Raw genomic sequence first — 25480 nt, 5'->3', positions numbered from 1 at the left:
GTGGGAACACCAAAATCGGTTTCATCACGGGAATTACTGACATAATCTAAGCTTGTACCGTTCACAACGCTATTTGCTGATTATTTTGTGAAATCAGTTCACCAAATTTTATGAATACAGGTCGGTTAATCGTCCAGTTAGGCATCGCCGCCTATATTTTATTCACGCTGCTCCCCGATAGTAGTACCCAGATGGTGGCTTTTCCTTGGGTGCTGCTGTGGCAAGTTGGCTTATTATGCTTTGCGATCGCAGGCTTACTAAATCTATGGCGGCGTGAGAAACCATTTTATTTATTAGGTAGTGGCTTGGACTGGGCGATCGGTGCTGGATTTGTAACACTGTGCTTATCAACCATGTTTTCACGGTTTCCAAATCAGGGTATGTGGTATAGCCTGACTGCATTTGGCTATTTTATTGCACTGTATGTGACGAATAATTTTTTGCATGTCGCTTCAAATACAGAAACTGCAATCCCCAAGAATTCGGGTTTGCAATTATCCAAAATTTTACGATTTCAAGGCTTATTAGGATTTGCAGTAATTATTGCAAGTTTATTTTTGTGGATTACCCGATCATGGCTGCCACAATTGGCTAATTTTGCCAAGCTTAATCAATGGGGACTAAATCTTAGTTACGATTTTTCAGATTTGCAGTCTCGCAATTGGGCTCCAATGGGACATCAAAACTATGTGGCAGGATTTTTGATGCTAGTCTTGCCGATTTTTGCGAGTTTAGCGATCGCGCAGACAGGGATATGGAGATCGCTGTGGTTAACGGCGATCGGATTAGGGTTGATTGATTTGTATACCACCAGTTCGCGGGGCGGATTTCTAGGACTGGGAGCAATTGTTTTGTATGGAATTGTCGTGGCTTTCTTTCGCAATCGTAGCAATCGCGGTTTAGTAGCTTTAGGCGGTGGTGGGGCGATCGCTTTGGTAGCATTTTTAATTTCTACAAATAATCGCTTGAGATCGCTTATATCAGGACTAATTTCTAGTTTTGCTAACCCTACTCAAGGATCAGGCGAGTTACTATTTAGAGCGATCGCTGCGGACGTGGGTTGGCGGATTGGCTTAGAGCATTGGCTATTTGGTGCGGGCGCAGGCTCGGCAGTCATGCTCTATCAGCAATACCGTCCACAATGGGCGGGACGTGAAGCTGAGCTTTTATTTCAGTTACATAGTACGCCTGTGCATCTTTGGGCGGAACTGGGGATCGGTGCAGTAATTACCTTTGTGTTTTTACTGATCGCGCTTATTTCTCTATTTATCAAATTGCACAGATCTCGTAGTTGGCAAGCTAATCCAGAAATACAGGCGATATCCTATGGTTTGTTTGGTAGTCTGATCGGTTATGGCATGTTAGCGATTACGGACTATCAGCTTGATGTGCCTGCCATTAGTGGCAGCTTGGTGATTGTATTTGCTAGTCTTGCTTACTTAGGGCAAGTACATACGGGGGAGTTAATTAGTCTTGGTCATCAAAAACAGCCACGCCTCTGGTTAGCAATTATTGCCACAGTTTATTTGGGAGCAGCGATCGCATGGCTGGTTCCTGTGAATATCGCTTGGCAATCATCGAGTGTAGGATTTATTTATCTATCAACAGCAAGAATAGATTTAGCAGCCGCCAAACCAGAGTTTTTACCTGAAGCGATCGCCGCCGTTGATAAGTTCCAAGATCGGCTTAAATTTGCACATCAACTTGCTCCTTGGGAACCCTACTATTCCTATCAGTTGGGTTGGAATTTAGCCGATCTCGCGGTCAACTATCCAAATTTACCACAGTCATCCGCATGGCAAAAAGAAGGCTTGGCATGGATCAAAACATCAATCGCGTCTAATCCTCATAACGAAGCAGGGTATAACGCTGCAGCATGGCTAAGTCTTCGAGAAACTGATCTCGCTTCTGCTCAAGCGGCAGAAACTTATTTCCGCCGAGGGTTAGAACTTGTTCCTAACAAGCGATCGCTTTCCTTTGGTTTAGGTATCAGTCTATTGCGCCAAGGAAAACAATCTGAAGCGATCGCTGCTATGACGACGGAAGTAATTAACGATCCTATTTTTATTACTAGCCCACTCTGGAAAGACGCACCTTTTCAGAGTCTTTATCCGCAAGTATTAGCCAATCTGGAAACTAGCTATCGTGGTAATCCCCAAAAAGCCTTAAATTTTGCCGCCTTACAATGGTGGAATGGTAATCCTAATGCAGTTAACGAACTCCAGCAAACGGGTAATCCCACCGCAGTTCTCCTTGCTAATGCGATCGCCAACGACACCAACGCTTTGCAATCAGTCAAGCAAAATCCCCAAACCCCTTTAGAAATGATCATTTCGGCATGGTTAAATCCTAATTTGCGAGACAAGTTACTAGAACGCGCCTATGTATTTGCGACGAGTAGTTTACCTGATGAGCGTTCAGCAGCGATCGTCAAAGCAATGAGCGATCGCATGGCGCAGGCTCCAAGTTTTGATGCTTGGCTACGATTCCCTTTACCCACGAATAGTCCGTTAGTAATCAACTATCGCAGGGCAAGAGTGGGCTTTGGTGTAGTTAGCCGTCACTTAGATGGAGTGGTTCCCCTTGACTTCTTTAATGTTAGTGAACGCGCTGAGATATCACTTTTTCTTAAAGATTTATTCTCTTAAGATCGCTATACTCAAAAGAAAGTTGCGAAGCAACTTTCTTTTTGTTTTCGGAAGTTCTGATTTTAGCAAAACTTGGCTATTAATCTATGAAATGGAAGTTGTCGAAATTGATTGGGATTTTGACGATCGCGATGATTGTTCTATTCGCTTCATCTGCTAGCGCTAATGCTCCGCCGCCACCTCCGATGAACTGGTTTACATTCGCTTATCCAGTAGGTAAACAAACCCTACAAGGTTTACAGATAGTTGAATGCAATACAGCTACCTGTGAACAGCCAAGATTGTTTATCCAATATGGTGAATGTCGTGATGTAGGCTGTTTAAAGTCCCCTGCCATTGCCTTGAATTTAGATAATAGCTATCAATTTAACTGTGCTAGCGATCGCTGCTTATTGGTTAGCGATCTGGTTAATACTTTCCCCATAGATAAAACTAAACCTCAAGATGATCCCAATAGATGGTTTAGCCTAATTGGACAGTTCTCCGATCGCTTACGTCTAAGCCCTACGCTTTTAAAAGATCCCAAAGAAAAAACTGCATCTTTCCCTCATAGTGGTGTTTGGCAAGTGCTAGTTAATCAGGACTCTTTACAAGTAATTCAGGAAGAGAACAAACTTGCATATTTTATTTTAACGCCTGTTCAAGAATATACAAGTCAGATGTTCTTGACTGGATGGCTTCTGACAATTACCTCTGAACTATTGGTAGGTGCAGTTGTTTTATGGTGGCGCAAAGCATCCCAAGCAAAGATTTTTAGAGTATTGATGGCGATCGCAATGGTCAATCTATTTAGCTATCCAGTAGTTTGGTCATTTTTTCCATCTTTGGAACCATTTCAAATTCTCTTAGGACGCTATTTTGGAATTAGTTCCTTAGTTGTAGCTTTCTTCTACGGCTTTGCTATGCAAGTAATTCGCCAAGACTCCTCTAAAAAAATTGTCTTCTTCTCTTTGCTTATTTTTGTCAGCATGAATATCCTTGGCGGCTTTATCGCACTTTGGTTTGGTTACGGAAATCGAATTCCGATCGCCGAAGGAATTCCCTATCGTTTTACATTGCCAGTTTCTGAAATTTTTGCGGTAGTCTATGAAGCATGGTTGATATCCACTCTAAGTCTGGGGCAACTATCCTTAAAGCAAGCTGGATTACTCAGTTTACTCACTAATGCCACCAGCTTACTTTTAGGTTTTATTCTTTTTGGGGTGAGTTTCTTAGCTTAACGTGATCGATATAGCCATTTGCGCCGCGCTTCGCGCGGCGCAAATGGCGAAAAATTGACGTTAGCTTAAATCACTAATATATTTAGCGATTCGTGCCGATGCTCCTGCTTGCCCCATACGCTCCTCGCCATTACGACTTACTTCTTGAAAGTAATCAGGATCTTGCAAAATCTCATTGAGAACATCGGCAACTTGAGCAGGTTTTTCGATCAAGTTAATCGAACATCCTAATAAATCCGCTTGTTCTTCGGCAAATTTGCGCGTGAATTGAGGACCATTTCCTGCGATCGTAATTACAGGCTTACCTAAACCAACCATCTGCTCCGTCGCAGTTCCCGCCATAGCTAAACCTAAATGACATTGATGAAGACAATCACTAAAGCCATCTTGTAAGAGAATTAGTCGCGCATTCTGTACCTTAAAGGTAGTTTCATCAATGCGTAGCCAACCCTTTTGAATGATGCTCTGTCCGATGACTTCTATATCCAAATCTGGGGCGATCGCTACTAAGAAATGGACATTATGGGGAATCGCACGGGAAACAACTTGAGCGCAAAGCATCAAGGTCATCCAGTTTTCATAGGCTTCAGGCGATCGCGAACCAGGTAAAATTGCTACCGCCCATTCATCTTCACCAATACCAAAATTAAGCCCCTTAGGTTCCAGCCCATCCATCATCGAGTTACCGAGATAAACCGCAGGTAGTTTAAAGTCTTGATTTAAGATCTCGGCAGTTAACAGATCACGGACAAATATCGCCTTACAGCGATCGCTATTCATCAAAGCGCGTTCCCAAGGAAAAAAGATCGAGCCGCCAAAAGGCTTTTTGACATGGGGTAAATTACTTTTGCGATCGCGCCAGTAATATTCTGACTTAGCTGTGGCGACAAACACAAAATTACAACCGCCAAACTGGGATGGTAACCATGCAAATAGCAATGGCACAATATCACCTACCGCTAAAATTAACCGTTTGCTTCTGCGGTTTTCGCGAGACCATTTCCACACAAAGCCCAATTGTTTACGAGTCAGCCCCACCAATCCACTTTTAACATCACGGGCTAACTGACGGCTATCCATGCGGACAAATCCCCCCGATGGCATCGCCTGTGTAAATTTTTCGACGATCGGGATATTGGCTTTAGCATAGGCATGTCCCACACCCACAAGCGGCAAGGCGATCGCTGAAAATCCTAACTTTTCTAGTTCAATGCAGATACGGGCAGCGATGATATCTTCACCATGTCCGTTACTGATACATAAAATTTCCACGTTTTACCAAACAATCTAATTTACAATTCTGAGTTAATAACTCACCTTACACAGATAGAACTTTGATAGCTGAGTTTTAGGGCTGGCACGGGGGCGCAGCCCCTACAGAACATGAATTATTCAGGTAGGGGCAATCCCCCCGTGGTTGCCCTACTTCGCTACCAACAAGAGATTCATCATCTATGTCCTGCGTAACATCAGTTAATGGTTTACTGTTCTAGGAGTACGGCAAATCATTATTGGGCTAATGTAACTTTAGTAGAAACTGCGACATTATGCTTAATAGCAATTCACGAAAGTGTTGTAACACTTTCGTGAATTGAAAACCAAACCCAGTAAGGGTTTTAAATCAAGAAATGGCTACGCCATTTCTTGATTGGAACTGAAGAAAACCCAAGAGTGTTGTGGTGGGCTTCGCCCACCACAACACTCTTGGGTTTTGATTAGCTTAAATAGGTGTAACCATTTAGGCAATGCTCGTACTTCTGTAAAAACAACCTTGCTTCATCGAGAGTGATTTGCTTTTCTTGGAGAGCACGTTCAGTTTCTTGGCGAATATTCTCTAGCATTGAGTCACGATTGTACTGGACATAGGCTAATACCTCAGTCATAGAGTCCCCCTTAATTACATGCTCAACCTTATACCCAGTCGGAGTTGCATGGATATGTACGGCATCAGTATCACCAAACAAATTATGCAAATCACCAAGAATTTCTTGGTAGGCTCCACCGAGAAATAAAGCTAGGAAATAAGGCTCTTCGGCAATAAAGGGGTGTAATTCAAGCACAGATTTGACATCACGCAAATCGATAAAACGATCAATTTTGCCATCACTGTCACAGGTAAGATCGGCGATCGTGCCACGACAGAGTGGCTCTTCATTGAGACGATGGATTGGCATGATCGGGAAGAGTTGATCGATCGCCCAACTATCAGGAGCAGACTGAAATACTGAAAAATTACAATAGTAAGTCAGAGCCATTGCTCTTTCTAAGTCTTCAAGATCATCGGGTACATAATTTAGTTTGCGAGTCACTTTAAGAATGCGATCGCAACATTCCCAGAACAGTCGCTCAACCCTTGCCCGTTGCTTTAAGCTCAGATAGCCAAAGGAAAACAAGCTAATTGCTTCTTGATTGAACTGCACCGCATCATGATAAATCTCTTGATAGTTATTCTCATTGATATTTTCCAACGCCTCAAAGAGATTACGGACAATGAGATGCTCATCTTCTTTTAATGGCTCAATGGGTTGAGTTGGTGTGCCACTAATGCCGACTACATCAAAGATTAAGACCGATTGATGAGAGGCGATCGCCCGACCACTTTCGCTCGTTAAGGTGGGTACAGGAATTCCCTTTTCAGCACAAGCGTCCTTAATTGCGGCGACAATATCGTAGGCATAGTTCTGCATACTGTAGTTCTTAGAAGCGTAGAAATTCGTTTTAGAACCGTCGTAATCTACGCCCAAACCACCACCAACATCGAGATGACCCATCGGTGCGCCTAGATTCGCAAGCTGCACATAGATTTGTCCCGCTTCCCGCAATGCATCTTTGATCGTGCTGATATTACTAATTTGCGAACCAATGTGGAAGTGCAGTAACTTGAGGGAATCCAACATATTTGCGGCTTCCAACAGTTCGACGGTTTCGAGAATTTCCCACATGCTCAAACCAAACTTAGCGCGATCGCCTGTGGAGTCTTCCCAATGTCCTAGACCCTTAGCACTTAGTTTAGCGCGTACACCAACCACAGGCGCAATTCCCAACTTTGTGGCAGCACGAATGATCATCTCTACTTCTTCTAGCTGCTCGATCACAATGATCGTATTTTGTCCCAGTTTTCGCGCTAATAGAGCCGTCTCAATATATTCCGCATCCTTGTACCCATTACAAATCAGCAATGAACCAGGGGTGCGTAGGGTGGCAAGAGCAATGAGCAATTCGGGTTTAGAACCTGCTTCCAAACCAAATTGGAAGGGTTTTCCATATTTAGCAATTTCTTCCACCAATTGCCTTTGCTGATTGACTTTGACAGGAAAAACGCCACGATAAACGCCATTGTAGTTATAACGGGCGATCGCCTTGGCAAAGGTGGAGTTTAAGCGCTCAATGCGATCGGCGAGAATATCCGAAAATCTGACTAGGATCGGCGATCGCAATCCCCTTTGTTTGAGATCATTCACCAGTTCAAACAGGTCAATACAGCCACCGCGATCGCCTTTGGGGGAGACAGTTACGTGACCAGCCTCGTTAATACTAAAATAAGGTTCCCCCCAGCCATTGATCCGATAAAGTGCTTCACTGTCTTGAATAGTCCACTTTTTTGCATCGGCAACAACAGGTAACTGAATCTCTTGCAACATTGTTAATAAACCCTACAAACCTTGATCTACATGCTGGAATAGGCGGCGCTTTAAGCTGACCGTATCAACTTTAGCACTATCAACTAAATCTAGGTGCTAAGCCCATAATTCGTCTAGATCTTTTTGAACAAACAGGTAAGATTAGGCATAGCAAAGTGCCGCCTGTGCTTAACAATATCAAGCTTTGCTTTAGCTACATTTCTAACCAACTAAACAATTGACCAACGGTAAGATTTAATCCCTTTGCAAAATCTGGGACTGGTAAAACTGCGCTTTTATCTTCAAATATGGCTAAGGTGCGATCGCCAAAATAGACAAACACAATCTCTTCATTGGGATCGATTAACCAACCCATCTGTGAGCCATGACTGAGGCAATGCAGAATATTGCGAATGACTTTAGTTTGGCTTTGATCGGGCGAAAGAATTTCAATTGTCCAGTCTGGAGCAATTTCAAAAATATTGGCGACTTTACCATCGCGATCGCGGGGAATATGCTCCCAAATAAATACGGAAATATCGGGGACAATTGACCTGCCACCAAAGGTACAGCGCAATTCTGAGTAGGCGCGAGCAATGCGTTGAGTCTTGAGCGCTAAGTTAATGCTAGAACCCAGATCAAGTTGTAAAGTACTGTGTTTCCCTTGAGGCATAGGCTTTTGAATGATTTCACCATCAATAAATTCGCTAGCAGGCTTAGTTTCAGGGAGAGACAGAAACTCAGTAAGGGTCAAAGATTTAGTTGGAGTTTGAACCATCGCCGCCACTATTGCTATAGTTTGCTGTAGATTATAGGCTGTAGATATTCTAGCGTTTTACTCACGGCTTACTGATCAATGAATTTTGAAGCTGAATTAAATCTGACCCTCCGCGCCCGTTATCCTTTGATTTATATACCTTCAGCCGAAGAAGAACGGGTCGAAGCCGTGATTACTAATGTGGCAAAATCCCTCGGTCGTAGTGTGTTTATTTGGGATTTTGTCGATGGCTATCAGTCCAATCCTAACGATGCAGGGGCAGGTAAACGCAATCCTCTCCAAGCTTTAGAATTTGTGGATAAAATCCCCAAGGGTGCGGTGTTTGTACTGCGAGATTTCGATCGCTTTCTCGATGATGTGGCGATCGCCCGTAAGCTCAAAAATCTTGCCCGTAAGCTCAAAAGCGAAGCGCAAAATATTATTGTCATTGCTTCACAGATTAGTATTCCCGATAGTCTCAGTGAATTTTTTTCAATTCTTGAATTTCCACTTCCCAATCCTAGCGAACTAAAAATCGAAATTGAACAAATTGCCAATTCCACAAACTCAGGCAACGATCTGCAATTAAATAAACAGGCGATCGATGATTTAGTCCGTGCTAGTCAAGGTCTATCTCTAGAGCGCATCAGACGAGTATTAGCCAAAGCGATCGCTGAAAATGGTCGCCTTAGTCCCAAAGATGTGGAACTAATTCTCGAAGAAAAGCGCCAAAGTATTCGCCAAACCCAGATTTTAGAATTCTATCCATCAACTACAGAAATTAGCGATATCGGTGGTTTGGATAATCTCAAAGAATGGTTATTAAGAAGAGGTGGAGCCTTTAGCGATCGCGCCCGTAAATATGGCTTACCCCATCCCAGAGGTTTGCTATTAGCAGGAATTCAAGGTACAGGCAAATCCCTCACCGCCAAGGCAATTTCTCACCACTGGCATTTACCCCTATTACGTCTCGATGTTGGTCGTCTGTTTGCGGGACTAGTTGGCGAGAGCGAATCCCGCACCAGACAAATGATTCAGCTAGCGGAAGCCCTTTCTCCCTGCGTATTGTGGATCGATGAGATTGACAAAGCATTCTCAGGTGTGGAAGGTCGCGGCGATTCAGGAACAACAAATCGTGTTTTTGGAACTTTCTTAACATGGATGGCGGAAAAGACTTCACCTGTATTTGTAGTGGCAACTGCGAATAATATTCGTGCTTTGCCTCCTGAACTCTTGCGTAAAGGTCGATTCGATGAGGTGTTTTTCGTGGGTTTGCCCAACCAAGAGGAGCGATCGCAGATTTTTGCGGTGCATCTCAGCAAATACCGTCCGCACAATACTCGCGCCTACGATATTGATCGCCTCGCCTATGAAACTCCCGATTTCTCAGGTGCAGAGATTGAACAGGGGATCATCGAAGCGATGCACATTGGCTTTAGTCAAAATCGTGACTTCACCACCGATGACATTCTCGAAGCGGCTAGTCAAATTGTGCCACTAGCACAAACGGCTCAACAGGAAATTCAGGTTTTGCAAGAATGGGCAGCTTCAGGTAAAGCAAGGCTAGCTTCCAGACAGAATGTTTTCAACAAGTAAAAACTAAGCGCGGCAAATGGTTTGAGTAAAAGCCCAGATCTCCGACTTTTTCTTTGCTTATCAAAATTTATAAGTGCTAGCAAAGAAAAAGTCGGAGATCTCAATTTTAGCTTCTTCTGTCCAGCTACTTACTAACAGAATCGCCTATTTTTAGAATCTTGCCAGCTTCTGTTAAAGGAATGCGTGTATTTAGTGCTAGACGATAGAAATGATTGAAACGCGATCGTTCTATATTCATCGGTAAAGTTGCTTCTCGTTGACGAGTGAAAATTTTTTGAAATTCAGGATAAACTTCGCCCGTGAAGATGTCACGGGTAGGCACTGGGCAACGCTGACAGGGATTTGTGCCGAGAAATTGAACATCACCAATTTTAAAAGGAACCGTTTCACCAGATTTCGCAAATAAATGATCTTCCCAAAATGGTTCGGTATCAGCTATTTCTAAATTGGTACGGAAGCGTCGACGAATTTGCTCAAGGCTGATTTGAGAACTTGTATACCAACTTTGCACAGTTGTAAGAGTTGACTCGGAGATTACAGTTGCGCCCCAAGCTTCAGGATCATCGGGAAACCCATTAATAGTATTTTGCCGAATTTCTACAGGCTGCTCAAAAAATGTACTTAACCAATCAGTAAGCGCAGTTCGATCTTGATCTAAATGGAAAGTGAATACTTCTTGTTGCTCTTGGATTTGTAAATGCACTAACCGATCGCCTAGTTCGTACTTTGCCCTAATTAAATGAATTTTGGGATAGCGCTTAGCATTGATGTATTTTCCGCTTTTATCAAACATGGCAAATTCGCGATCGCCTTTTAATGCTCCACCTTCAGATATTTCGACTTCATCTAAAGCGATCGGATCTAGCGATTTGACGGGGAAAATCAGGATTTTACTTAGCTTTGCCATAAAAATGATGAAGTGATTTTTTGATATTAAAATCAAACTCTGAACCTAAATTATCATTAATTTCACAAATCTAGATTTTTCGGAGTCGGCGGAGATCGATTTTGGCACGAAGTTCATCCTTGATTCTTGCCAAGATCGAATCTTCATCAATGGTTTCTAAGATACGTTTCACAACTGCTTTAGGACCATCTGCGCCCCATGATGCTCCATTGGCGAGATATTCCTTGGTGACTAGCCCTAGGGCATAGGTCGAGAAGCCTGCTACACCTGCTTGGGCGATCGCAACTGACACATAACCACCCAGAGTTAAACCACCTGTCACAGGCGTGGCAATACCCAGCAAACCTTTAAGAGAACTTAAGCCGAAGGTAGCCAGAAATTCACTGGCGCTGATGCCACCCATACCAATCGCTATTTTTTGCATCAGTGAAATTGCGCCACGGTTGCTCATATTTATGCCGTAAAGCTTGGATAGCGCCACGATCATCGAGACATCGATAATAGCGCTGGTAATTACATCTACTACAGTGAAGGGATTAACCGCGATCGCAACTGCTTGGGTGATCACGCAATTCCAGATGATGCGATTGGCTTGACGATCGCGCACAAACATTTTGCGTTGAACCACTCGCTCCTGCACCATATCCGCAAACATCATTGTATTTAGCGCGATGAGAGATTTACCTTCACGATCAAGTACTTCCAGAATTTTGATCTTTAAATCTTCAATTTGCGGCTTACCTGTAACTAGTTCCGCCTCAAAAGAGCCATCAGGCTGTCGGACAGCCTTAGCCACAAGCGGCGATGCAGCCGTCATCACAATTTCATCTTGGGTTAATAGCTCTTTTACGCGATCGTCACAGATTTTGGCATAGATAGCGAGCCGATCTTCAGGGGGATATTGGTCAATTTTGTTAAATACCAGCAAAATTGGTTTACTCGCCCCTCGCAGTTCCGAAAGCGCATCATATTCAACCTTAGTAATATCTCCCGCCACGATAAACAGAATTAAATCCGCCTGTTGTGCGATCCGTTTGGCAAGTTCCGCACGACCTTCCCCATCAACTTCATCAATCCCAGGAGTATCGATTAATTCGATTCTTGCCTCACCACGTCCTTGAAATGATGCTTTGAGGATGGTGCGATCACCATTAGTTTGCATGGCTTCTCGTGATATTTGCCACTCGGCGGCTTGCCGATTTGTAGTTACACCATGCAAGGGACCAGTCTCGAAAACTTGCCCACCCATGAGTGCATTGAGTACCGATGATTTACCTCGCCCCACCATACCAAATACTGCTATTTGCAGAACTTGGCGCTCTAACTTGTCTAACATTTGCTGTAGCTCTTCGAGTGGTTCCTCTAGTCCACGCCGCTCACGTTCTGACAAGTCCAAATTTGCGACAATATCTCGTAATGTGCGCTGCGCTTGGCGATAATTCAACTCCTCAAAAATTTCATCAAAGCTAAGAAAGTTTTCGTCTTGTGGCATAACATCGCTAGGTAAGGAAGAAGGCTTAATTATTTGTAGGATGTGTTTAACGCATCTTAATAAATAATTATGGGTTATCCCAAAACTAAAAATTGCTATGACATTTTTAGTTTTGGGATAACCCTTACGGGGTTTAGTTTTTGTCGCACGCAAGTGGGGCAAATCTTTCGTGAATTACGCGATCGCTAACCCATCCTACGTTTTATTAAGTGAAGTTGTAGTACTTCGCGCCGCCACTTCACTTCTGGATTTGAGGAACTATACTTATGATATTCGAGTCTTAGAGGGTAACAATTTACTCACAAACTAGTCTGAAACTGGTATAAAAAGGTTGTCTTTTTAAGTGAGATATTGTTACAGTTGCCAGAAAGTTACTTTCGGACAATAATTACGTTTGACTTTTACCCTTTCAAGGCTCGTTCATAGAGTTGTTTGCATTCTAAATCTCAAATAAACCTCATAAATAGTATTGTAGCTAGGAGAAATATGTCCGTATTCAAGTCGTTGGTTAATCTAGCAGCCACCGCAGGTGTCGCAGGGGCGATCGCTGTTAGTCCCATATTTACTCTCAAAGCTGAAGCCCTCACCGAAGCCCAAGTTTTGGAGAGATTGGGCAGTATTCCTGTTTTCACGATTACTGATGATAAAGGCTCACCTCTTTTAGGTGCGGTTCCTCAACAACCAAATGCTAAACCCGATGATAGCCAGCTTTTGTTCTTCTTCCTTGGTCCTGACGAAGCCCAAATGATGCTCAGTCAAGTCCAAAAATCGAATCCTGAAATTGGCAAAAAGGCTCAGATCATTGTGCGATCGATGAATGATGCCTATAAAGTAATTCGTGAAAATAAAGATAAAAAGGTCGTTTTCCAGTTTATCCCTTCTAGAGCCAGTATTGACTCAGCAAGGACAATTCTGACGGCTCAAGGCATTGCAGCAGACAAAATTCCGAATGTGCCTGTTTTCTTTGCAATCGGTGGTCAAGCCAATAACCAAGGCTTGCTAACCATGAGCATTGATCAAAATGGCAAAAAGGAGCAAGTTGTACCTTTCTTTTTGGATAAAACCGATTTGCAAAACCTGCTTGATCGCGCTAGTAAAGATCAACCCGATGTAGCTAAAGCAACCAAGATCCAAGTTGCTTCATTGTTCCAAGTCCTAGACTCGATGGTGTCAAAGGACAATAAACCCAACCCCGAAGTTGAGCGCTTCCAGTTTGTGCCATCACGCACTTCTTTTGAGTATATTCTCAAAAATACTAAGCAATCAGCAACACCTCAGCTAGCACCGCAAGCAACTCCTGCTAAGAAATAAAAAAAGGGCGCGACGCGCCCTTTTTTATTATTTACAAAAAAGAGGAGCGCCGATGCACTGCTCTTTTTTTTACCAGTCCCAATCAGAATCTTGATTGTTACGCCCACGACTATTTCCATAGCCAGTATCACGAGGATCGCGATCGCCATAATTACGACTTGAATAATCCCGTGAACCATAATCACGATTATCTCGTTCTTTAGGAGCATAGTTGCGCCCCATGTCTCGCGGATTGTCGCGTGGTGACTCACGGACGTAATCACGATTGTTTTGGCTTTCGCGGTTACTATCACGATTCATATAAGCTGAGGGAGCCGCAGGTTTCGCTTCAGGTGCACCGCCAAAAGCTATCAACAGAGGAAACCGCAGCAAATCTACCGAGATCAATTCTTCAGATTCATCAATAACCACTAGGGGGTTTAGCCCTTCTTTGACAAGGCGATCGCCTTTAGTTGCTAAAGGTTCAGGATCTTCAAACAAAGCAATCCCTTTATCAGAACCAAAATGCTCTCTGGTCAAGCCTAGACAATCTTGAAAACCACGTCGCCATTCGCCTAGACGTTCGGGGGAAGTTGCAAGGACTAGTACTCGCAATTTTTCACCATAAATAGCTTTTAAGACAGAGATAGATGCTGAGGTGACGAGAATATTTTGTAACCGTGTTCCCATCGTGCGGATTGCGCCACGTCCAGACTGCTCAAAAAACCACTTAGAAACGCGATCGGCATGGACTTGTTCAAAAGTACGTCTGAGTTTCCATGCTGGTCCGTAGTAATCAGGCAGGGTACGATAACGATCTAGAAGCTGATCAACCCGTTGTTTATATTCTGCAAAAGTTTGCTCAGACAGTCGTAATGGTTCAGGTTCTTTGGATGGTTGCTTTTCTTGAGGGAGGATTGTTTCCACTACAGGCTGAGTAGAGGTTGCAACAAGATTTAATTTTTCCGCACTAGCCACCAAGTCTTGCAAACTACCCACAAGATAGTCTTTAAATCCCTGCACACGAATTGCAATGTCTTGGGATGTACCTGCATAGGTACTAGTCATTTCTTTATCAAGACGTTCCTTTCGCTTTTCCAGAACAGCGATCGCCGATTGCAATTCTTGCTTTTGATATTCGAGTCGAGCAACATCAGCTTGGGCTAAGCGAATAATACCTGCCTGTAAATCATCTAACTGGTCTTGTAAAATTTTAGACTTGGCTGTTTTAAGAAGATCTAGCTCTGCTCTAAGTTCAGACTCTTCTTGCTTTAGTTGATCAATGATTGTTAATATTTCTGAGGTATCTAAACTTCCTTGTGGCTGAGTTTCTTGTTCAAGTTCTGCACTAGTTGCTGCGATAAACACCTCAGTCTCCATGTCCTTACCTTCAAAGCCAAGGGATTGCTCAAGGCTTTTGTCGGTTGTAGCTTGTTCTATCTGAATATTTTCATTTTCATCTATAGACTCATCGATAAATTCATCGACCTCATTGACTGCGCCATTATTAGCTAACATCGCGATCGCTTCAGGGGATTCTCCTTGGTGAGATGGATCTAAATTTTCTTGTAAACTTTCCTGTAAATTTTCTTCTACAGACAACTGATCGGACTCCATAAAGTTCTCATCGCATCGTGCTTACCTATTTTATACCAATTTTTAATATAGCGAATATCTATGAGGTTACTGAAAACATATTGCCAAGTTTTACTATCTAAGTTTTGACATCCTACTTTTATGAATAAGTGTAAGACCTTAGCCTCTCATCAACAGGCTCTCATTAACAACCACATTTTTCTCATGTTAATCTACAACTACAGCGGTTTTTATTTTGGTTACGACAAAATGGAAAAACTCAACCCTTATAGTGATTATTTTTTGTTTTGCAAATGAGTATGCAATCATTTGCAAAACGCTATAACAGAAAGGGGAAATGCTATATGATTAATAATTGATTGGTTAAATCTTCCGTTTCTAATGAATAAAAGTAATATTACTATTCTTGTTGTTGATGATACCCGATATAACTTGCAAATTCTATCAATTATGCTGGCTAATCAAGGCTACTCGGTTTTGGAAGCTACAAATGGAATCGAAGCAATCGAGCTTGCCAACACAAGGATACCAAACTTGATTTTATTAGATATCAAGATGCCTAAAATGGATGGATACGAAGTTTGTAGTAATCTTAAGAATAATCCAATTACTCAGCAAATACCCATCATTTTCATTAGTGCAATTGAAAATGTAGAAGAGAAAGTAGAAGCATTTGCTATAGGTGGTATTGATTTTATTAATAAACCATTTCATTTAATTGAAGTACTGGCAAGGGTAGAAACTCATTTACGAGTAAGTTCCTTACAAGCACAACTTTTAGAACAAACTAAGCTCTTAGAAACTCAAAATATTAGTTTACAGAAAGAGATTTCTACGCTAACGGGATTTAGCTGGGATTTATACTCAGAGGTAAAAGAATCTATAGATTGTCAAGCTTTGAGATTGTTCTATCAGCCAATTGTTAATTTTCAGACTGATTTAATCACTGGTTTTGAGGCTTTAATTCGCTGGCAACATCCAGAGCGAGGTTTACTTTCTCCTATTCATTTTATTGATCTTATCGAAAAAACAGATTTAATTTATCCAGTTGGGCGGTGGGTGTTAAGTACTGCTTGTCAACAATTACAAGTTTGGCAGCAATCTTTACCTAATTACACTAATTTAACGATGAGTGTAAATGTATCGACAAAGCAACTGTCAGAGTTTAATTTAGTGGAATATGTTCGTGAGATTTTAAGTGAATATCAGATCAGTCCACATTGTCTCAAACTAGAAATAACTGAGAGTACAGTCATGGGCGATCGCGATCGCACTTTACAAATTCTCCACCAGCTTAAAGATTTAGGAATTCAGTTCTGTATTGATGATTTTGGCACAGGCTATTCATCACTGAGAAGGCTAACTGATTTTCCTATTGACATTCTCAAAATAGATCGTTCCTTTATTAACAATGAAGAATGGATTATTGTCAAAGCAATCGGGACATTAGCTTTTACGTTAGGAAAGAGTGTTGTGGTTGAAGGTATAGAGACACCTCTACAATTAGCAATGTTAAAAACTTTATTTAATTCTTCTCTAGACGAATGCTTCGGTCAAGGCTATTTATTCTCGGAGCCACTCGAACCTGAACCAGCTTCTAATCTGCTAGCAAGTAATACAACATTTGGAAGCACAATAAACAATTAGTGGTGCGTGGCAAAGCCACGCACCACTAATTGTTTATTGTGCTTGTGATAAATCATCAATTTGGAAATTTTCAAGGGCGATCGCTACATGTGTCCAATGGGTTCCACCTTGAAGAAATACTGTATAAGGTTCACGTAAAGGACCATCTGCTGATAGCTCCAAGGTACTACCATCGATGAAAGTACCACCTGCCATAACCAACTGACTAACGTAACCAGGCATTTCCCCAGGAATTGGATCAACATAGGAATCAATTGGTGAGAATCGCTGAAGATTGCGACAAAATTCAATTAGTGTTTGGGGATTTCCGAGTTGAATCGCTTGAATGATGTCACGACGAGGCTCAAAGGGAAGCGGCTTAACTTTGTAACCCAATTGATCAAACACATAGGCGGCGAGATGACTGCTTTTCATTGCTTCCCCAACCATTTGCGGTGCAAGAAATAGCCCTTGAAAGAGCAATCGATTGAGATCAAAAGTTGCTCCACCTTCACGTCCAATCCCAGGGGCAGTAAGCCTTTGAGCAGCTAGTTCCACATATTCAGCTTTGCCCGCCACATAGCCACCTGCAGTAGCGATCGTGCCACCAGGATTTTTAATTAGAGAGCCTGCGATGATATCGGCTCCAACAGATGTTGGTTCGCGATCGCTAATAAATTCACCATAACAATTATCAACAAAGCAGACAGTATTTGGATTTTGCTGTTTGACTAATTTGATAATTTTTTCAATATCTTCAATGGAAAGGCTTTGCCGCCATGCATAGCCACAGGATCTCTGGATTAACACCATACGAGTCTGAGGTTTGACTGCTTTTGCCAGAGCCTCCCAATTTACATTTCCTTCGGGTGTGAGTTCTACTTGACGATAGGTAATACCAAAATCTTTGAGTGAACCTGCGTAGGCTGTTCCTTCACTGTCAGTGGTAAGGGGATAGCCAATCACTTCTTCGAGAGTGTCATAAGGCGCACCCACAACCGATAGTAACTCATCTAAAGGGCGCAAAATCCCAAATAAGCAACAGGCGATCGCATGGGTTCCTGAAACAAATTGCACGCGCACCGCAGCAGATTCTGCTCCCATTACTTGTGCGAAAACCTCATCCAAAACATCGCGCCCCATATCTCCATGTCCATAACCTGACACACTCGCAAAGTGATGCGCTCCCACACGGCGATCGCGAAAAGCTTGTAAAACCCTTTCGAGATTGTTTTTTACATGGAGATCGATTTGGTTAAAAGTCGGTGCAAGAGCAGTAACGGCTTTTGCAACCAGCAACTTCATTTTGTCAGAGGTCATTTATTTCGGATTTTTTTTGGCGGCTTATGATCCTACGCGAAGATGAATGATTTTGTCTAGCAAGCCTAGAAACTAAATAAAGATAGAAAATGCTGCTTTTGCTCTCTAGGCTTAAATTTGTTCTAGTATCATATGAAGTTATGAATTAGTGTTTCCAAAATAAGAGAGAAACACGAATCTCTTACTTCACTATGAAATATTCATATTTTAAGAGATTAGGATAGGCAGTGCGAAGCGCTGCCCATCCTAACCCTAAAATTCTGTCATCCTTAGCAATAATATATTTTTAAATTTTTTGAGGAAAAAGCCTTGCCTACGCTAGGAGTAAATATCGACCATATTGCTACTATTCGCCAAGCTCGTCGAGGGACTGAACCAGATCCTGTGGCTGCGGCTGTAATCGCCGAGCTAGCAGGTGCTGATGGTATTACTGTACATTTGCGTGAAGACCGTCGTCATATCCAAGAGCGTGATGTACGTCTACTGCGGCAAACTGTAAGGACTCGCCTAAATTTAGAAATGGCGGCTACTCCTGAAATGGTCGCGATCGCTCTTGATGTGAAGCCTGACTACATTACGCTCGTACCTGAACGTCGTGAAGAAATTACAACTGAGGGCGGATTAAATGTGAAAGCCCAATGCGATCGCTTAGGTAAATTTGTCCACCAATTACAAGGAGCAGGTATCCCTGTCAGTTTATTCGTCGATGCAGAAACAGAACAAATTCAAGCTTCGGCAAGAACTGGTGCAAAATTAGTAGAGTTACATACGGGTACTTATGCCAATGCTAAAAATGAAGAAGAGCTTAAACGGGAGTTAGGAGTATTAACTAAAGGTGGAGCATTAGCGATCGAGCTAGGAATGAGGCTCAACTCAGGGCATGGTCTAACCTATTGGAATACCCGTGCGGTGGCTCAAATTGCTGGAATGGAGGAATTAAATATTGGACATAGCATTATCAGTCGGGCTGTATTAGTTGGCTTAGAAAGAGCAATTCGTGAAATGAAAGAATTAATAAATCCATAAAAGAAGGGGCGCTTCGCGCCCCTTCTTTTATGATTAGTAGCCCTGCACTCAAGTGCGGGCTAAAAGCTCAAACCCGTTTCAACGGGTTAATTTAAATTATTCTGTAGTCCACTTCAGTGGACTTGAGCTTTTAGCCAAGAACTTGAGTTCTTGGTTTATTTGCGTAGTAAGTCCTAGTGACAACTAAGGCTTCGGACTATTATCTTCTTGATAGTCTTCAGCCGAATGATTGCCATTCAAAGAGTCGCCATGCAAACCACCTTCATAAAACTCGGCGGCGATCGCTAGTTCGCTATGCTTAGGACGATGTAAACCGATCTTCATCCGTTCCTCAATTTTCTTAACGACAATGTATAGAATCGGAACGATAAATAGACTCAACAAAGTCGCTACACACATACCACCCATGACCGCAGTGCCAATTGACTGCCGAGCTGCTGCCCCTGCTCCTGTAGCAATTACCAGAGGGAAAATACCGATAATTGTAGAGAAAGCAGTCATCAGAATTGGGCGCAACCGTTGCTGCGAAGCCTCGATTGCTGCTTTGGTAATGCTCAATCCCTGCTCCTGTAATTGGTTAGCAAATTCCACAATCAAAATCGCATTTTTACTTGCCATACCAATCAGCATCACCAAACCAATTTGGGTATATACATCATTGACAAAATTAGGATTGAATAGACCTCGAAACATCACTGCTAAGAGCGCTCCCAAAACTGCAAGTGGAACAGTGAGCATGATGATGGTTGGGTCAATATAGTTTTCGTATTGAGCAGCGAGCACTAAAAATACAAATACAATACCTAAACCGAAAATAAAGAAGGCACTATTACCAGAGCCAATTTCTTCAAGAGATAATCCTGACCATTCATAACCAAAACTCTTAGGGAGCACTTCTTTAGCAAGCTTACCCATAATATCGATCGCTTGTCCAGAACTGACTCCAGGAGCGGTATTGCCAGTAATTTGGATGGAACGGAAAAGATTATAGTGATTGATAATCGAGGGACCAACAGTTTGGGTCACTTTTACCAAATTGCTGAGGGGAATAATCTGTCCTGTTTGCGATCGCACATAAAGTTTATTGATATCGTCAGGATTAGAACGGAACTTAGCATCAGCTTGGACATAAACGCGATAGGTTCTACCAAAGGTATTGAAGTCATTGACATATTGCGAACCCAATAAAGTCTGCAAAGTACTGTAAATATCTTGTAAAGAGACTTGTAAAGCATTTGCTTTAATACGATCAACTTCCACTGTTAGTTGTGGCGTATTGCCATTGAAATTGGGGCGTAATCCTGCCAGCATTGGGCGACTAGGATCGGGATAGGTACTTGCTCTACCTAACAAAGCTCCCATCGTTTGCTCAATTTCTGGAAAACCTTGGTTTGCTTTATCCTGTAATTGGAACTCAAAACCACCATAATTACTCAGCCCTTGAATTGCTGGTGGCGGAAAGGGGATGACAAAAGCTTCTTTAATGGAAATTAATTCAGGTAATAATCCAAAGGGTTGAGGAACCATACCACCAATGATGCTATCTGCCGATCGCGATCGCTCTTTCCAAGGCTTTAGCGTTGCAAATACGATCCCATTATTAGGGGTGTTTCCACTAAAACTAAATCCTCCAACTGCAAAAATATTCGCAATTTCAGGATAAACAGGTTCACCCTTTTCATCTTTACGACGCATGATCCCTTCAATATTCTCTAACACCTTTTCGGTGTAGTTGAGGGATACGCCTTCAGGAGCTTGAACGATGGTAATAAAATAGCCCTGATCTTCTTGTGGTAAAAAGCCTCTAGGAACAATTGTATAAATCCAATAGGTCATAAAAAGGGAGATCACAAAGAAGATCATTACAATCCCTTTGAAATTAGTTGATTTCGTAACTAACCACTGATAGTTATGCCTTGTACCATCAATTACCCAATTCACCCGATCAAAAAACCAATTGCTCCGTAGTTGCTCTTGCTTCAGCAATAAAGCTGCTAAGGTTGGCGAAAGTGTCAGCGCATTAAAAGTGGAAACTGTGATCGAAAAGGCGATCGTCAGCGCAAATTGTTTATACAATTGCCCAGTCGTGCCTGGGAAAAAAGCAACAGGGACAAATACAGCAATCAGCACCAAGGAACTAGCAATTACCGCGCCCTGTAATTCATTCATGGACTCGATCGCGGCTTGGATGGGGTTCTCTCCTTTTTCTTGAATGCGACGGGTGATATCTTCAACCACCACGATCGCATCATCAACCACCAATCCAGTAGCAAGAGTCAAACCAAAAAGAGTCAGGGTATTGATATTGAAATTGAGGAGTTTGATAAAAATAAATGTCCCAATTAGAGCCACAGGAATAGCAACAGCAGGGATTAAGGTCGATCGCCAGTTTTGCAGGAACAAAAAGATAATTAGGATGACTAAAGCGATCGCAATTAAGAGCGATATAAGTACTTCTTCCGTACCAGCTTCGATAAAAGTAGTTGTGTCAAAAGCTACCTCATAATTTAACCCTGGAGGAAAACTAGGTTTTAACTCCTCCAGCGCTTTCTTGACGGCATGGGCAACGTCTAAAGCATTAGCATCAGGTAACTGGGATACACCTAAACCGATACCTCTAGTTCCATTAAATCGTAATGACGAGCCATAATTTTCTGCTCCCAATTCCACTCGACCAACATCACGCAGTTTGATTGGTGAGCCATCACTAGCGGTTCTAATTACAATTTCCGAAAACTCTTCTGTACTTTTTAATCTTCCCGTTGCTGAAATTGAAAGTTGATACTGCTGATCAGGTAAATTGGGCTGCTGTCCAATTTGACCAACACCCACCTGTAAGTTTTGCTGCTGAATTGCCGATACGACATCTTGAGCAGTCAGTCCTCGCGCCGATAGGCGATTGGGATCTAACCAAACACGCATGGCATATTTACGTTCACCAAAGATGATAACGTTCCCAACACCTTTAACCTTTTTAATCGCATCAACAATATAAAGATCAGCATAGTTACTCAAATAGAGATCGTCATATTCTCCTTTTTCAGCATATACACCGATCGCAAATAGGAAACCTGAAGATTCTTTACTAACTCTTACGCCAGTTTGCTGCACTGGTCCTGGTAGCTGCGACTCCACCGTAGAAACACGATTCTGCACATCAACGGCTGCGAGATCTTTATTCTTACCTAAATCGAAGACCAAATCAACGGAACTAGTTCCATTATTAGCGCTAGTGGAAGTAATGTAGCGGACTCCTTCAATTCCATTTAGTTCTCTTTCAAGAATGTTCGTAACTGTAGATTCTACAACTTCCGCATTAGCACCAACATAGTTAGCACTAACAGTAACTTTGGGAGGTGTAATTTCAGGATACTGAGCAACAGGCAACAAGAAAATACAAGCTGCTCCCAATAATGTGATCACAACAGAGCAAACTGTCGCAAATACGGGTCGTCTGATAAAAAAGTCAGAAATTGATAGCAGCATGGTCAGAGATTTAGGAATTAATAGTTTCGGAAGTAAGCCTAGCCACCGACTGCTGTAATATCAAAACACAAAATGACTATGCCATTTTGTGTTTTTAAAACCTTGATTGGATTTGGTGTTTAACTCACAAAATTGTGAAGACACTTTTGTGAATTGGTATAAACCGATAGAAGGGTTGTAAATAATTCCTTTAAACTTTAGAAGAATACTGACAAAATATTGGGCAATAATAGCACGCTAGCAATCATCAAAGCAGCGATCGCGGCAATTAGCACCGCACCAGCCGCACAATCCTTAGCAATTTTGGCTAACTGATGAAACTCACGTCCCACAGTCAAATCGACTACCGCTTCCAAAGCTGTATTCAACAGCTCCAGCACCAAAACTAAGGCGATCGTCAAACTAATAATCGAGCAGGCAACGGCGGAAAGGTGAAAGTAAAGACTCAGAGATAAGGCGATCGCGCCAATAATCAAATGAATCCGAAAATTTCTCTGAGTACGAAAAGCATAGCCAACACCCTGTCCAGCATATTGAAAACTGAGTAGTAAATTTGTGGCAATTTGAAAAGAATCACTACGTTGAGCAGAAGTCTGCTCAGGTGTTTCCAAATCATCAGTCTTTGTCATTTGCTCAGTTAAGAAAGGCGATTTAAACAAAAATAGTCTTGATAGCGGTAAATCGTTGTTCATGGAGATTATTTCCAATAGACTTTGCCAGCAGTTGCCAAAAACTTCAAAGATTCTAACGCTAGAGAATCAGTTTACTCAAATTACGGACAAAAATACTTAAGTAATTGTTTACTAATTTTTACATTGATTTAGGAGCGATAAGTTATGGTTAGAGCGAATCTCTGACCATAACTTATCGTGATTTCGGGATAATCTGCAAAATTTTAAAAGCTAAGACAGTAAAAGCTTCGTGAAGCTTTTACTGTCTTGGTAGAAAGGGGGCGCGGAACGCCCCCTTTCTACCAAGACAGTTTGAAATTAATCCAAACTGAGGTTGACTTAGAGGCGCACCTCTAATATTGTCACAACGAAATTAGCTGCAACATCAGATCTTGTTGCTTTAGCATGACCTCTAAACTTTCATCGTCAGGGTGATCCCAACCGAGTAAATGTAACAAACCATGTGCTGCTAGCCAAGCGAGTTCATAGGTTAGCGAATGACCGCGTTCCTCAGCCTGAAAAATTGCTGTGGTTTGAGAAATGATGATATCTCCTAAATAAGTTGGTTCAATATAACCAGAGTCATCATTGGGAATCTCTGGAATATCGGACTCTAAAGATGCAAAAGACAAAACATCAGTTGGACGATCCTGTTGACGGTATTGCAAATTTAACTGTTGAATTGTCAAATCGTCAGTAACGGCAAGTGATAGCTCATACTCTCCATCCGCGATCGCCTGTTCAGAAACAAGATAGGTTTCCCATTTAGCAAACCATTCCTGCCATTGCTCTACGGTGATTGGATGGCAGTCAGCAACTTCAGGATAGATTTCACAATACAAATCAATACTCAACGCTCTACAGTCCCATCAGCTAAACAACAAAAAACTACAAAAAATTAGCAACTTGTGACATTCTTAATTCAAGAACCAATTCAACTTGTCCGCAAAAGTTGGTCATGCATGATACATAGCAACTTTTGTCATTTTCTTTAAAGAGAAAATTTAATTTGCTGTCTACAAATAAATTAGGCTTTATAAAGATTCGAGTCTGGTCAACGAAACAATCACAATCACAATCAATTGATTGTGATTGTTTAAAGTATGTACAGACAAAGAAACAAATTAATTTATGAACAGCAATCTTTAACAACCAACCTACGAATATGAGAATGCAAAAGAATTTATTTGCTTTGTCAATTCTCTAAACTTGTTATTTTTAATATTTTACTAACTTTTGATCTAAAGCATGACTCTCATTGACTAGTTTGATTGAGCAAGCATGATCAAATTCCTAGTGAAAGATGATTGCCAATCCTAGTAAAGCTCCAATCACCCCAAAGACTGTCAAAAAGAAATGGAATAGAGATGTGCTACCTTTCTTGACCATATTCCTCATCGCAAGTTTTACAAAACTGTCTTGCTCTTTTTGATTGTTAGCATTAAAGGCTTGATTGTTTGCTTGACTACTAGTATTGTTTGATCTGGAATTAGATAAATTATTAGAATCGCTATTCATGGATTAATCAAGAATTAGTATATATTCAATATTAATTTTAAAGTAATTTCAAAAAAATAGCTAGTTCTAAAAGCCTGTAATCTATTTTCTTCAAGTTAATTTACTGTATTAATTACTTTTAGTTAGCCCATAGTTTTAGCAATCGATCATCGTTGGTAATCGACAGAAAAAAATATTTCTGTTTTAATTGCATCCTCTTAAAGAAAGTTTATCATCAATATTCACAATATCTTATAAAATTAGACATGTTCTCTCTATAGAGAAAGATAAGCAAATGCAAAAGAATTAATACAAAATAAGTATAAGTAATTTTGCTGTTGTATAGTACAGTTTGCACAGGCAGAATTTATATGCCTAACATAGTTAACTCAAGGAGAATATTACTATGGCAGTCGAGAAAGTCAACTCTTCCTCTAGTCTAGCGGAAGTCATCGATCGTATTTTGGATAAGGGCATTGTCATTGATGCATGGGTGAGAGTCTCTTTGGTGGGAATCGAACTATTATCAATCGAAGCTCGTGTTGTTATCGCCTCAGTGGAAACATACCTTAAGTATGCTGAAGCTGTTGGACTAACAGCATCGGCGGCAGTACCTGCTGCTTAGTAAAATTTGCCACTAGCAATGCTAGTAGTAAGTCACTAAACAATAGATTATTAGCCTACCGATTTCTTTTCTACCCCCTTCACACTAAAAACTATCTTGTCAG

The 25480-nt window shown here is 41.7% G+C and carries 18 protein-coding genes; 7 read left to right on the top strand and 11 right to left on the bottom strand.

What is annotated here, in order from left to right:
• Window positions 1–110 precede the first annotated feature (110 nt).
• Together ABM313_RS04940 and ABM313_RS04935 are read left to right on the top strand one after the other, a co-directional pair.
• Complete coding sequence (locus tag ABM313_RS04940) at window positions 111–2648, top strand: O-antigen ligase family protein (protein ID WP_434686570.1); 2538 nt, start codon at window positions 111–113, stop codon at window positions 2646–2648.
• Between the two features lie 86 nt (window positions 2649–2734).
• On the top strand, window positions 2735–3868 hold the full coding sequence (locus ABM313_RS04935) for a hypothetical protein (protein WP_434686569.1): 1134 nt from the start codon (window positions 2735–2737) through the stop codon (window positions 3866–3868).
• A 60-nt stretch (window positions 3869–3928) separates the two neighbouring features.
• On the opposite strand, the gene ABM313_RS04930 is transcribed toward ABM313_RS04935, so the two are convergent.
• The 3 genes from ABM313_RS04930 to ABM313_RS04920 all read right to left on the bottom strand — a co-directional run bounded on the left by ABM313_RS04930 (window position 3929) and on the right by ABM313_RS04920 (window position 8266).
• Window positions 3929–5140 (bottom strand): lipid-A-disaccharide synthase-related protein, encoded by a 1212-nt coding sequence (locus tag ABM313_RS04930; RefSeq protein ID WP_434686568.1) that lies wholly within the window; start codon window positions 5138–5140, stop codon window positions 3929–3931.
• Window positions 5141–5583: 443 nt separating this feature from the next.
• A complete protein-coding gene (gene speA / locus ABM313_RS04925) occupies window positions 5584–7509 on the bottom strand; it encodes a biosynthetic arginine decarboxylase (RefSeq protein WP_434686567.1) in 1926 nt (641 codons plus the stop codon).
• A gap of 193 nt (window positions 7510–7702) precedes the next feature.
• Window positions 7703–8266 (bottom strand): Uma2 family endonuclease, encoded by a 564-nt coding sequence (locus ABM313_RS04920; RefSeq protein WP_434686566.1) that lies wholly within the window; start codon window positions 8264–8266, stop codon window positions 7703–7705.
• A 78-nt stretch (window positions 8267–8344) separates the two neighbouring features.
• On the opposite strand from ABM313_RS04920, the gene ABM313_RS04915 reads away from it, so the two are divergent.
• Window positions 8345–9841, top strand: a complete 1497-nt coding sequence (locus ABM313_RS04915) for an AAA family ATPase (RefSeq protein ID WP_434686565.1) — start codon at window positions 8345–8347, stop codon at window positions 9839–9841.
• 124 nt (window positions 9842–9965) lie between these two features.
• Here the strand turns inward: ABM313_RS04915 and ABM313_RS04910 are convergent, their stop codons facing one another.
• A complete protein-coding gene (locus tag ABM313_RS04910) occupies window positions 9966–10748 on the bottom strand; it encodes an MOSC domain-containing protein (RefSeq protein WP_434686564.1) in 783 nt (260 codons plus the stop codon).
• A 70-nt stretch (window positions 10749–10818) separates the two neighbouring features.
• Window positions 10819–12240: a GTP-binding protein gene (locus tag ABM313_RS04905; protein WP_434686563.1), complete on the bottom strand. Its 1422-nt coding sequence runs from the start codon at window positions 12238–12240 to the stop codon at window positions 10819–10821.
• Between the two features lie 486 nt (window positions 12241–12726).
• On the opposite strand from ABM313_RS04905, the gene ABM313_RS04900 reads away from it, so the two are divergent.
• The gene (locus ABM313_RS04900) at window positions 12727–13551 is read left to right on the top strand and encodes a Tic22 family protein (RefSeq protein WP_434686562.1); all 825 of its coding nucleotides are present in this window, start codon (window positions 12727–12729) and stop codon (window positions 13549–13551) included.
• A gap of 69 nt (window positions 13552–13620) precedes the next feature.
• Here the strand turns inward: ABM313_RS04900 and ABM313_RS04895 are convergent, their stop codons facing one another.
• Window positions 13621–15147 carry a DUF3086 domain-containing protein gene (locus ABM313_RS04895; RefSeq protein ID WP_434686561.1) on the bottom strand — a complete coding sequence of 509 codons (1527 nt, stop codon included), beginning with the start codon at window positions 15145–15147 and terminating at the stop codon, window positions 13621–13623.
• Window positions 15148–15507: 360 nt separating this feature from the next.
• Here ABM313_RS04895 and ABM313_RS04890 point away from each other — a divergent pair, with 360 nt between their 5' ends.
• The gene (locus tag ABM313_RS04890) at window positions 15508–16773 is read left to right on the top strand and encodes a two-component system response regulator (RefSeq protein WP_434686560.1); all 1266 of its coding nucleotides are present in this window, start codon (window positions 15508–15510) and stop codon (window positions 16771–16773) included.
• 33 nt (window positions 16774–16806) lie between these two features.
• On the opposite strand, the gene ABM313_RS04885 is transcribed toward ABM313_RS04890, so the two are convergent.
• On the bottom strand, window positions 16807–18072 hold the full coding sequence (locus ABM313_RS04885; protein ID WP_434686559.1) for an aminotransferase class I/II-fold pyridoxal phosphate-dependent enzyme: 1266 nt from the start codon (window positions 18070–18072) through the stop codon (window positions 16807–16809).
• A 309-nt stretch (window positions 18073–18381) separates the two neighbouring features.
• Between ABM313_RS04885 and ABM313_RS04880 the strand changes: the two genes are divergently transcribed.
• Window positions 18382–19098 carry a pyridoxine 5'-phosphate synthase gene (locus ABM313_RS04880; protein ID WP_434686558.1) on the top strand — a complete coding sequence of 239 codons (717 nt, stop codon included), beginning with the start codon at window positions 18382–18384 and terminating at the stop codon, window positions 19096–19098.
• Window positions 19099–19281: 183 nt separating this feature from the next.
• Here the strand turns inward: ABM313_RS04880 and ABM313_RS04875 are convergent, their stop codons facing one another.
• From ABM313_RS04875 to ABM313_RS04860, 4 genes are all read right to left on the bottom strand, one after another.
• Window positions 19282–22584, bottom strand: coding sequence for an efflux RND transporter permease subunit (locus ABM313_RS04875; RefSeq protein ID WP_434686557.1), 3303 nt, complete (start codon window positions 22582–22584; stop codon window positions 19282–19284).
• 197 nt (window positions 22585–22781) lie between these two features.
• Window positions 22782–23276 (bottom strand): diacylglycerol kinase family protein, encoded by a 495-nt coding sequence (locus ABM313_RS04870; RefSeq protein WP_434686556.1) that lies wholly within the window; start codon window positions 23274–23276, stop codon window positions 22782–22784.
• Window positions 23277–23617: 341 nt separating this feature from the next.
• Entirely contained in the window at window positions 23618–24109 is a 492-nt protein-coding gene (ybeY, locus tag ABM313_RS04865; RefSeq protein ID WP_434686555.1) for an rRNA maturation RNase YbeY, read from the bottom strand.
• A 439-nt stretch (window positions 24110–24548) separates the two neighbouring features.
• Window positions 24549–24773 (bottom strand): DUF3285 domain-containing protein, encoded by a 225-nt coding sequence (locus ABM313_RS04860; RefSeq protein ID WP_434686554.1) that lies wholly within the window; start codon window positions 24771–24773, stop codon window positions 24549–24551.
• Window positions 24774–25158: 385 nt separating this feature from the next.
• Between ABM313_RS04860 and gvpA the strand changes: the two genes are divergently transcribed.
• Window positions 25159–25377 (top strand): gas vesicle structural protein GvpA, encoded by a 219-nt coding sequence (gene gvpA, locus ABM313_RS04855; RefSeq protein WP_009626980.1) that lies wholly within the window; start codon window positions 25159–25161, stop codon window positions 25375–25377.
• Window positions 25378–25480: the final 103 nt, after the last annotated feature.

This window comes from Pseudanabaena minima str. Chao 2107, from assembly GCF_051131155.1.
GTDB lineage: Bacteria > Cyanobacteriota > Cyanobacteriia > Pseudanabaenales > Pseudanabaenaceae > Pseudanabaena > Pseudanabaena minima.
The sequence above is the reverse complement of the archived record's forward strand: the minus strand, read 5'-3'. Positions and strand labels throughout refer to the sequence as shown.

What these genes read in the sequence shown, in the direction of transcription:
- ABM313_RS04870 (WP_434686556.1), bottom strand. Translation starts at nt 23,276, where the DNA reads ATGAACAACGATTTACCGCTATCAAGACTATTTTTGTTTAAATCGCCT.
- ABM313_RS04915 (WP_434686565.1), top strand. Translation starts at nt 8,345, where the DNA reads ATGAATTTTGAAGCTGAATTAAATCTGACCCTCCGCGCCCGTTATCCT.
- ABM313_RS04860 (WP_434686554.1), bottom strand. Translation starts at nt 24,773, where the DNA reads ATGAATAGCGATTCTAATAATTTATCTAATTCCAGATCAAACAATACT.
- ABM313_RS04895 (WP_434686561.1), bottom strand. Translation starts at nt 15,147, where the DNA reads ATGGAGTCCGATCAGTTGTCTGTAGAAGAAAATTTACAGGAAAGTTTA.
- ABM313_RS04890 (WP_434686560.1), top strand. Translation starts at nt 15,508, where the DNA reads ATGAATAAAAGTAATATTACTATTCTTGTTGTTGATGATACCCGATAT.
- ABM313_RS04910 (WP_434686564.1), bottom strand. Translation starts at nt 10,748, where the DNA reads ATGGCAAAGCTAAGTAAAATCCTGATTTTCCCCGTCAAATCGCTAGAT.
- ABM313_RS04935 (WP_434686569.1), top strand. Translation starts at nt 2,735, where the DNA reads ATGAAATGGAAGTTGTCGAAATTGATTGGGATTTTGACGATCGCGATG.
- ABM313_RS04920 (WP_434686566.1), bottom strand. Translation starts at nt 8,266, where the DNA reads ATGGTTCAAACTCCAACTAAATCTTTGACCCTTACTGAGTTTCTGTCT.
- speA (WP_434686567.1), bottom strand. Translation starts at nt 7,509, where the DNA reads ATGTTGCAAGAGATTCAGTTACCTGTTGTTGCCGATGCAAAAAAGTGG.
- ABM313_RS04900 (WP_434686562.1), top strand. Translation starts at nt 12,727, where the DNA reads ATGTCCGTATTCAAGTCGTTGGTTAATCTAGCAGCCACCGCAGGTGTC.
- ABM313_RS04940 (WP_434686570.1), top strand. Translation starts at nt 111, where the DNA reads ATGAATACAGGTCGGTTAATCGTCCAGTTAGGCATCGCCGCCTATATT.
- ABM313_RS04875 (WP_434686557.1), bottom strand. Translation starts at nt 22,584, where the DNA reads ATGCTGCTATCAATTTCTGACTTTTTTATCAGACGACCCGTATTTGCG.
- ABM313_RS04885 (WP_434686559.1), bottom strand. Translation starts at nt 18,072, where the DNA reads ATGACCTCTGACAAAATGAAGTTGCTGGTTGCAAAAGCCGTTACTGCT.
- gvpA (WP_009626980.1), top strand. Translation starts at nt 25,159, where the DNA reads ATGGCAGTCGAGAAAGTCAACTCTTCCTCTAGTCTAGCGGAAGTCATC.
- ABM313_RS04905 (WP_434686563.1), bottom strand. Translation starts at nt 12,240, where the DNA reads ATGCCACAAGACGAAAACTTTCTTAGCTTTGATGAAATTTTTGAGGAG.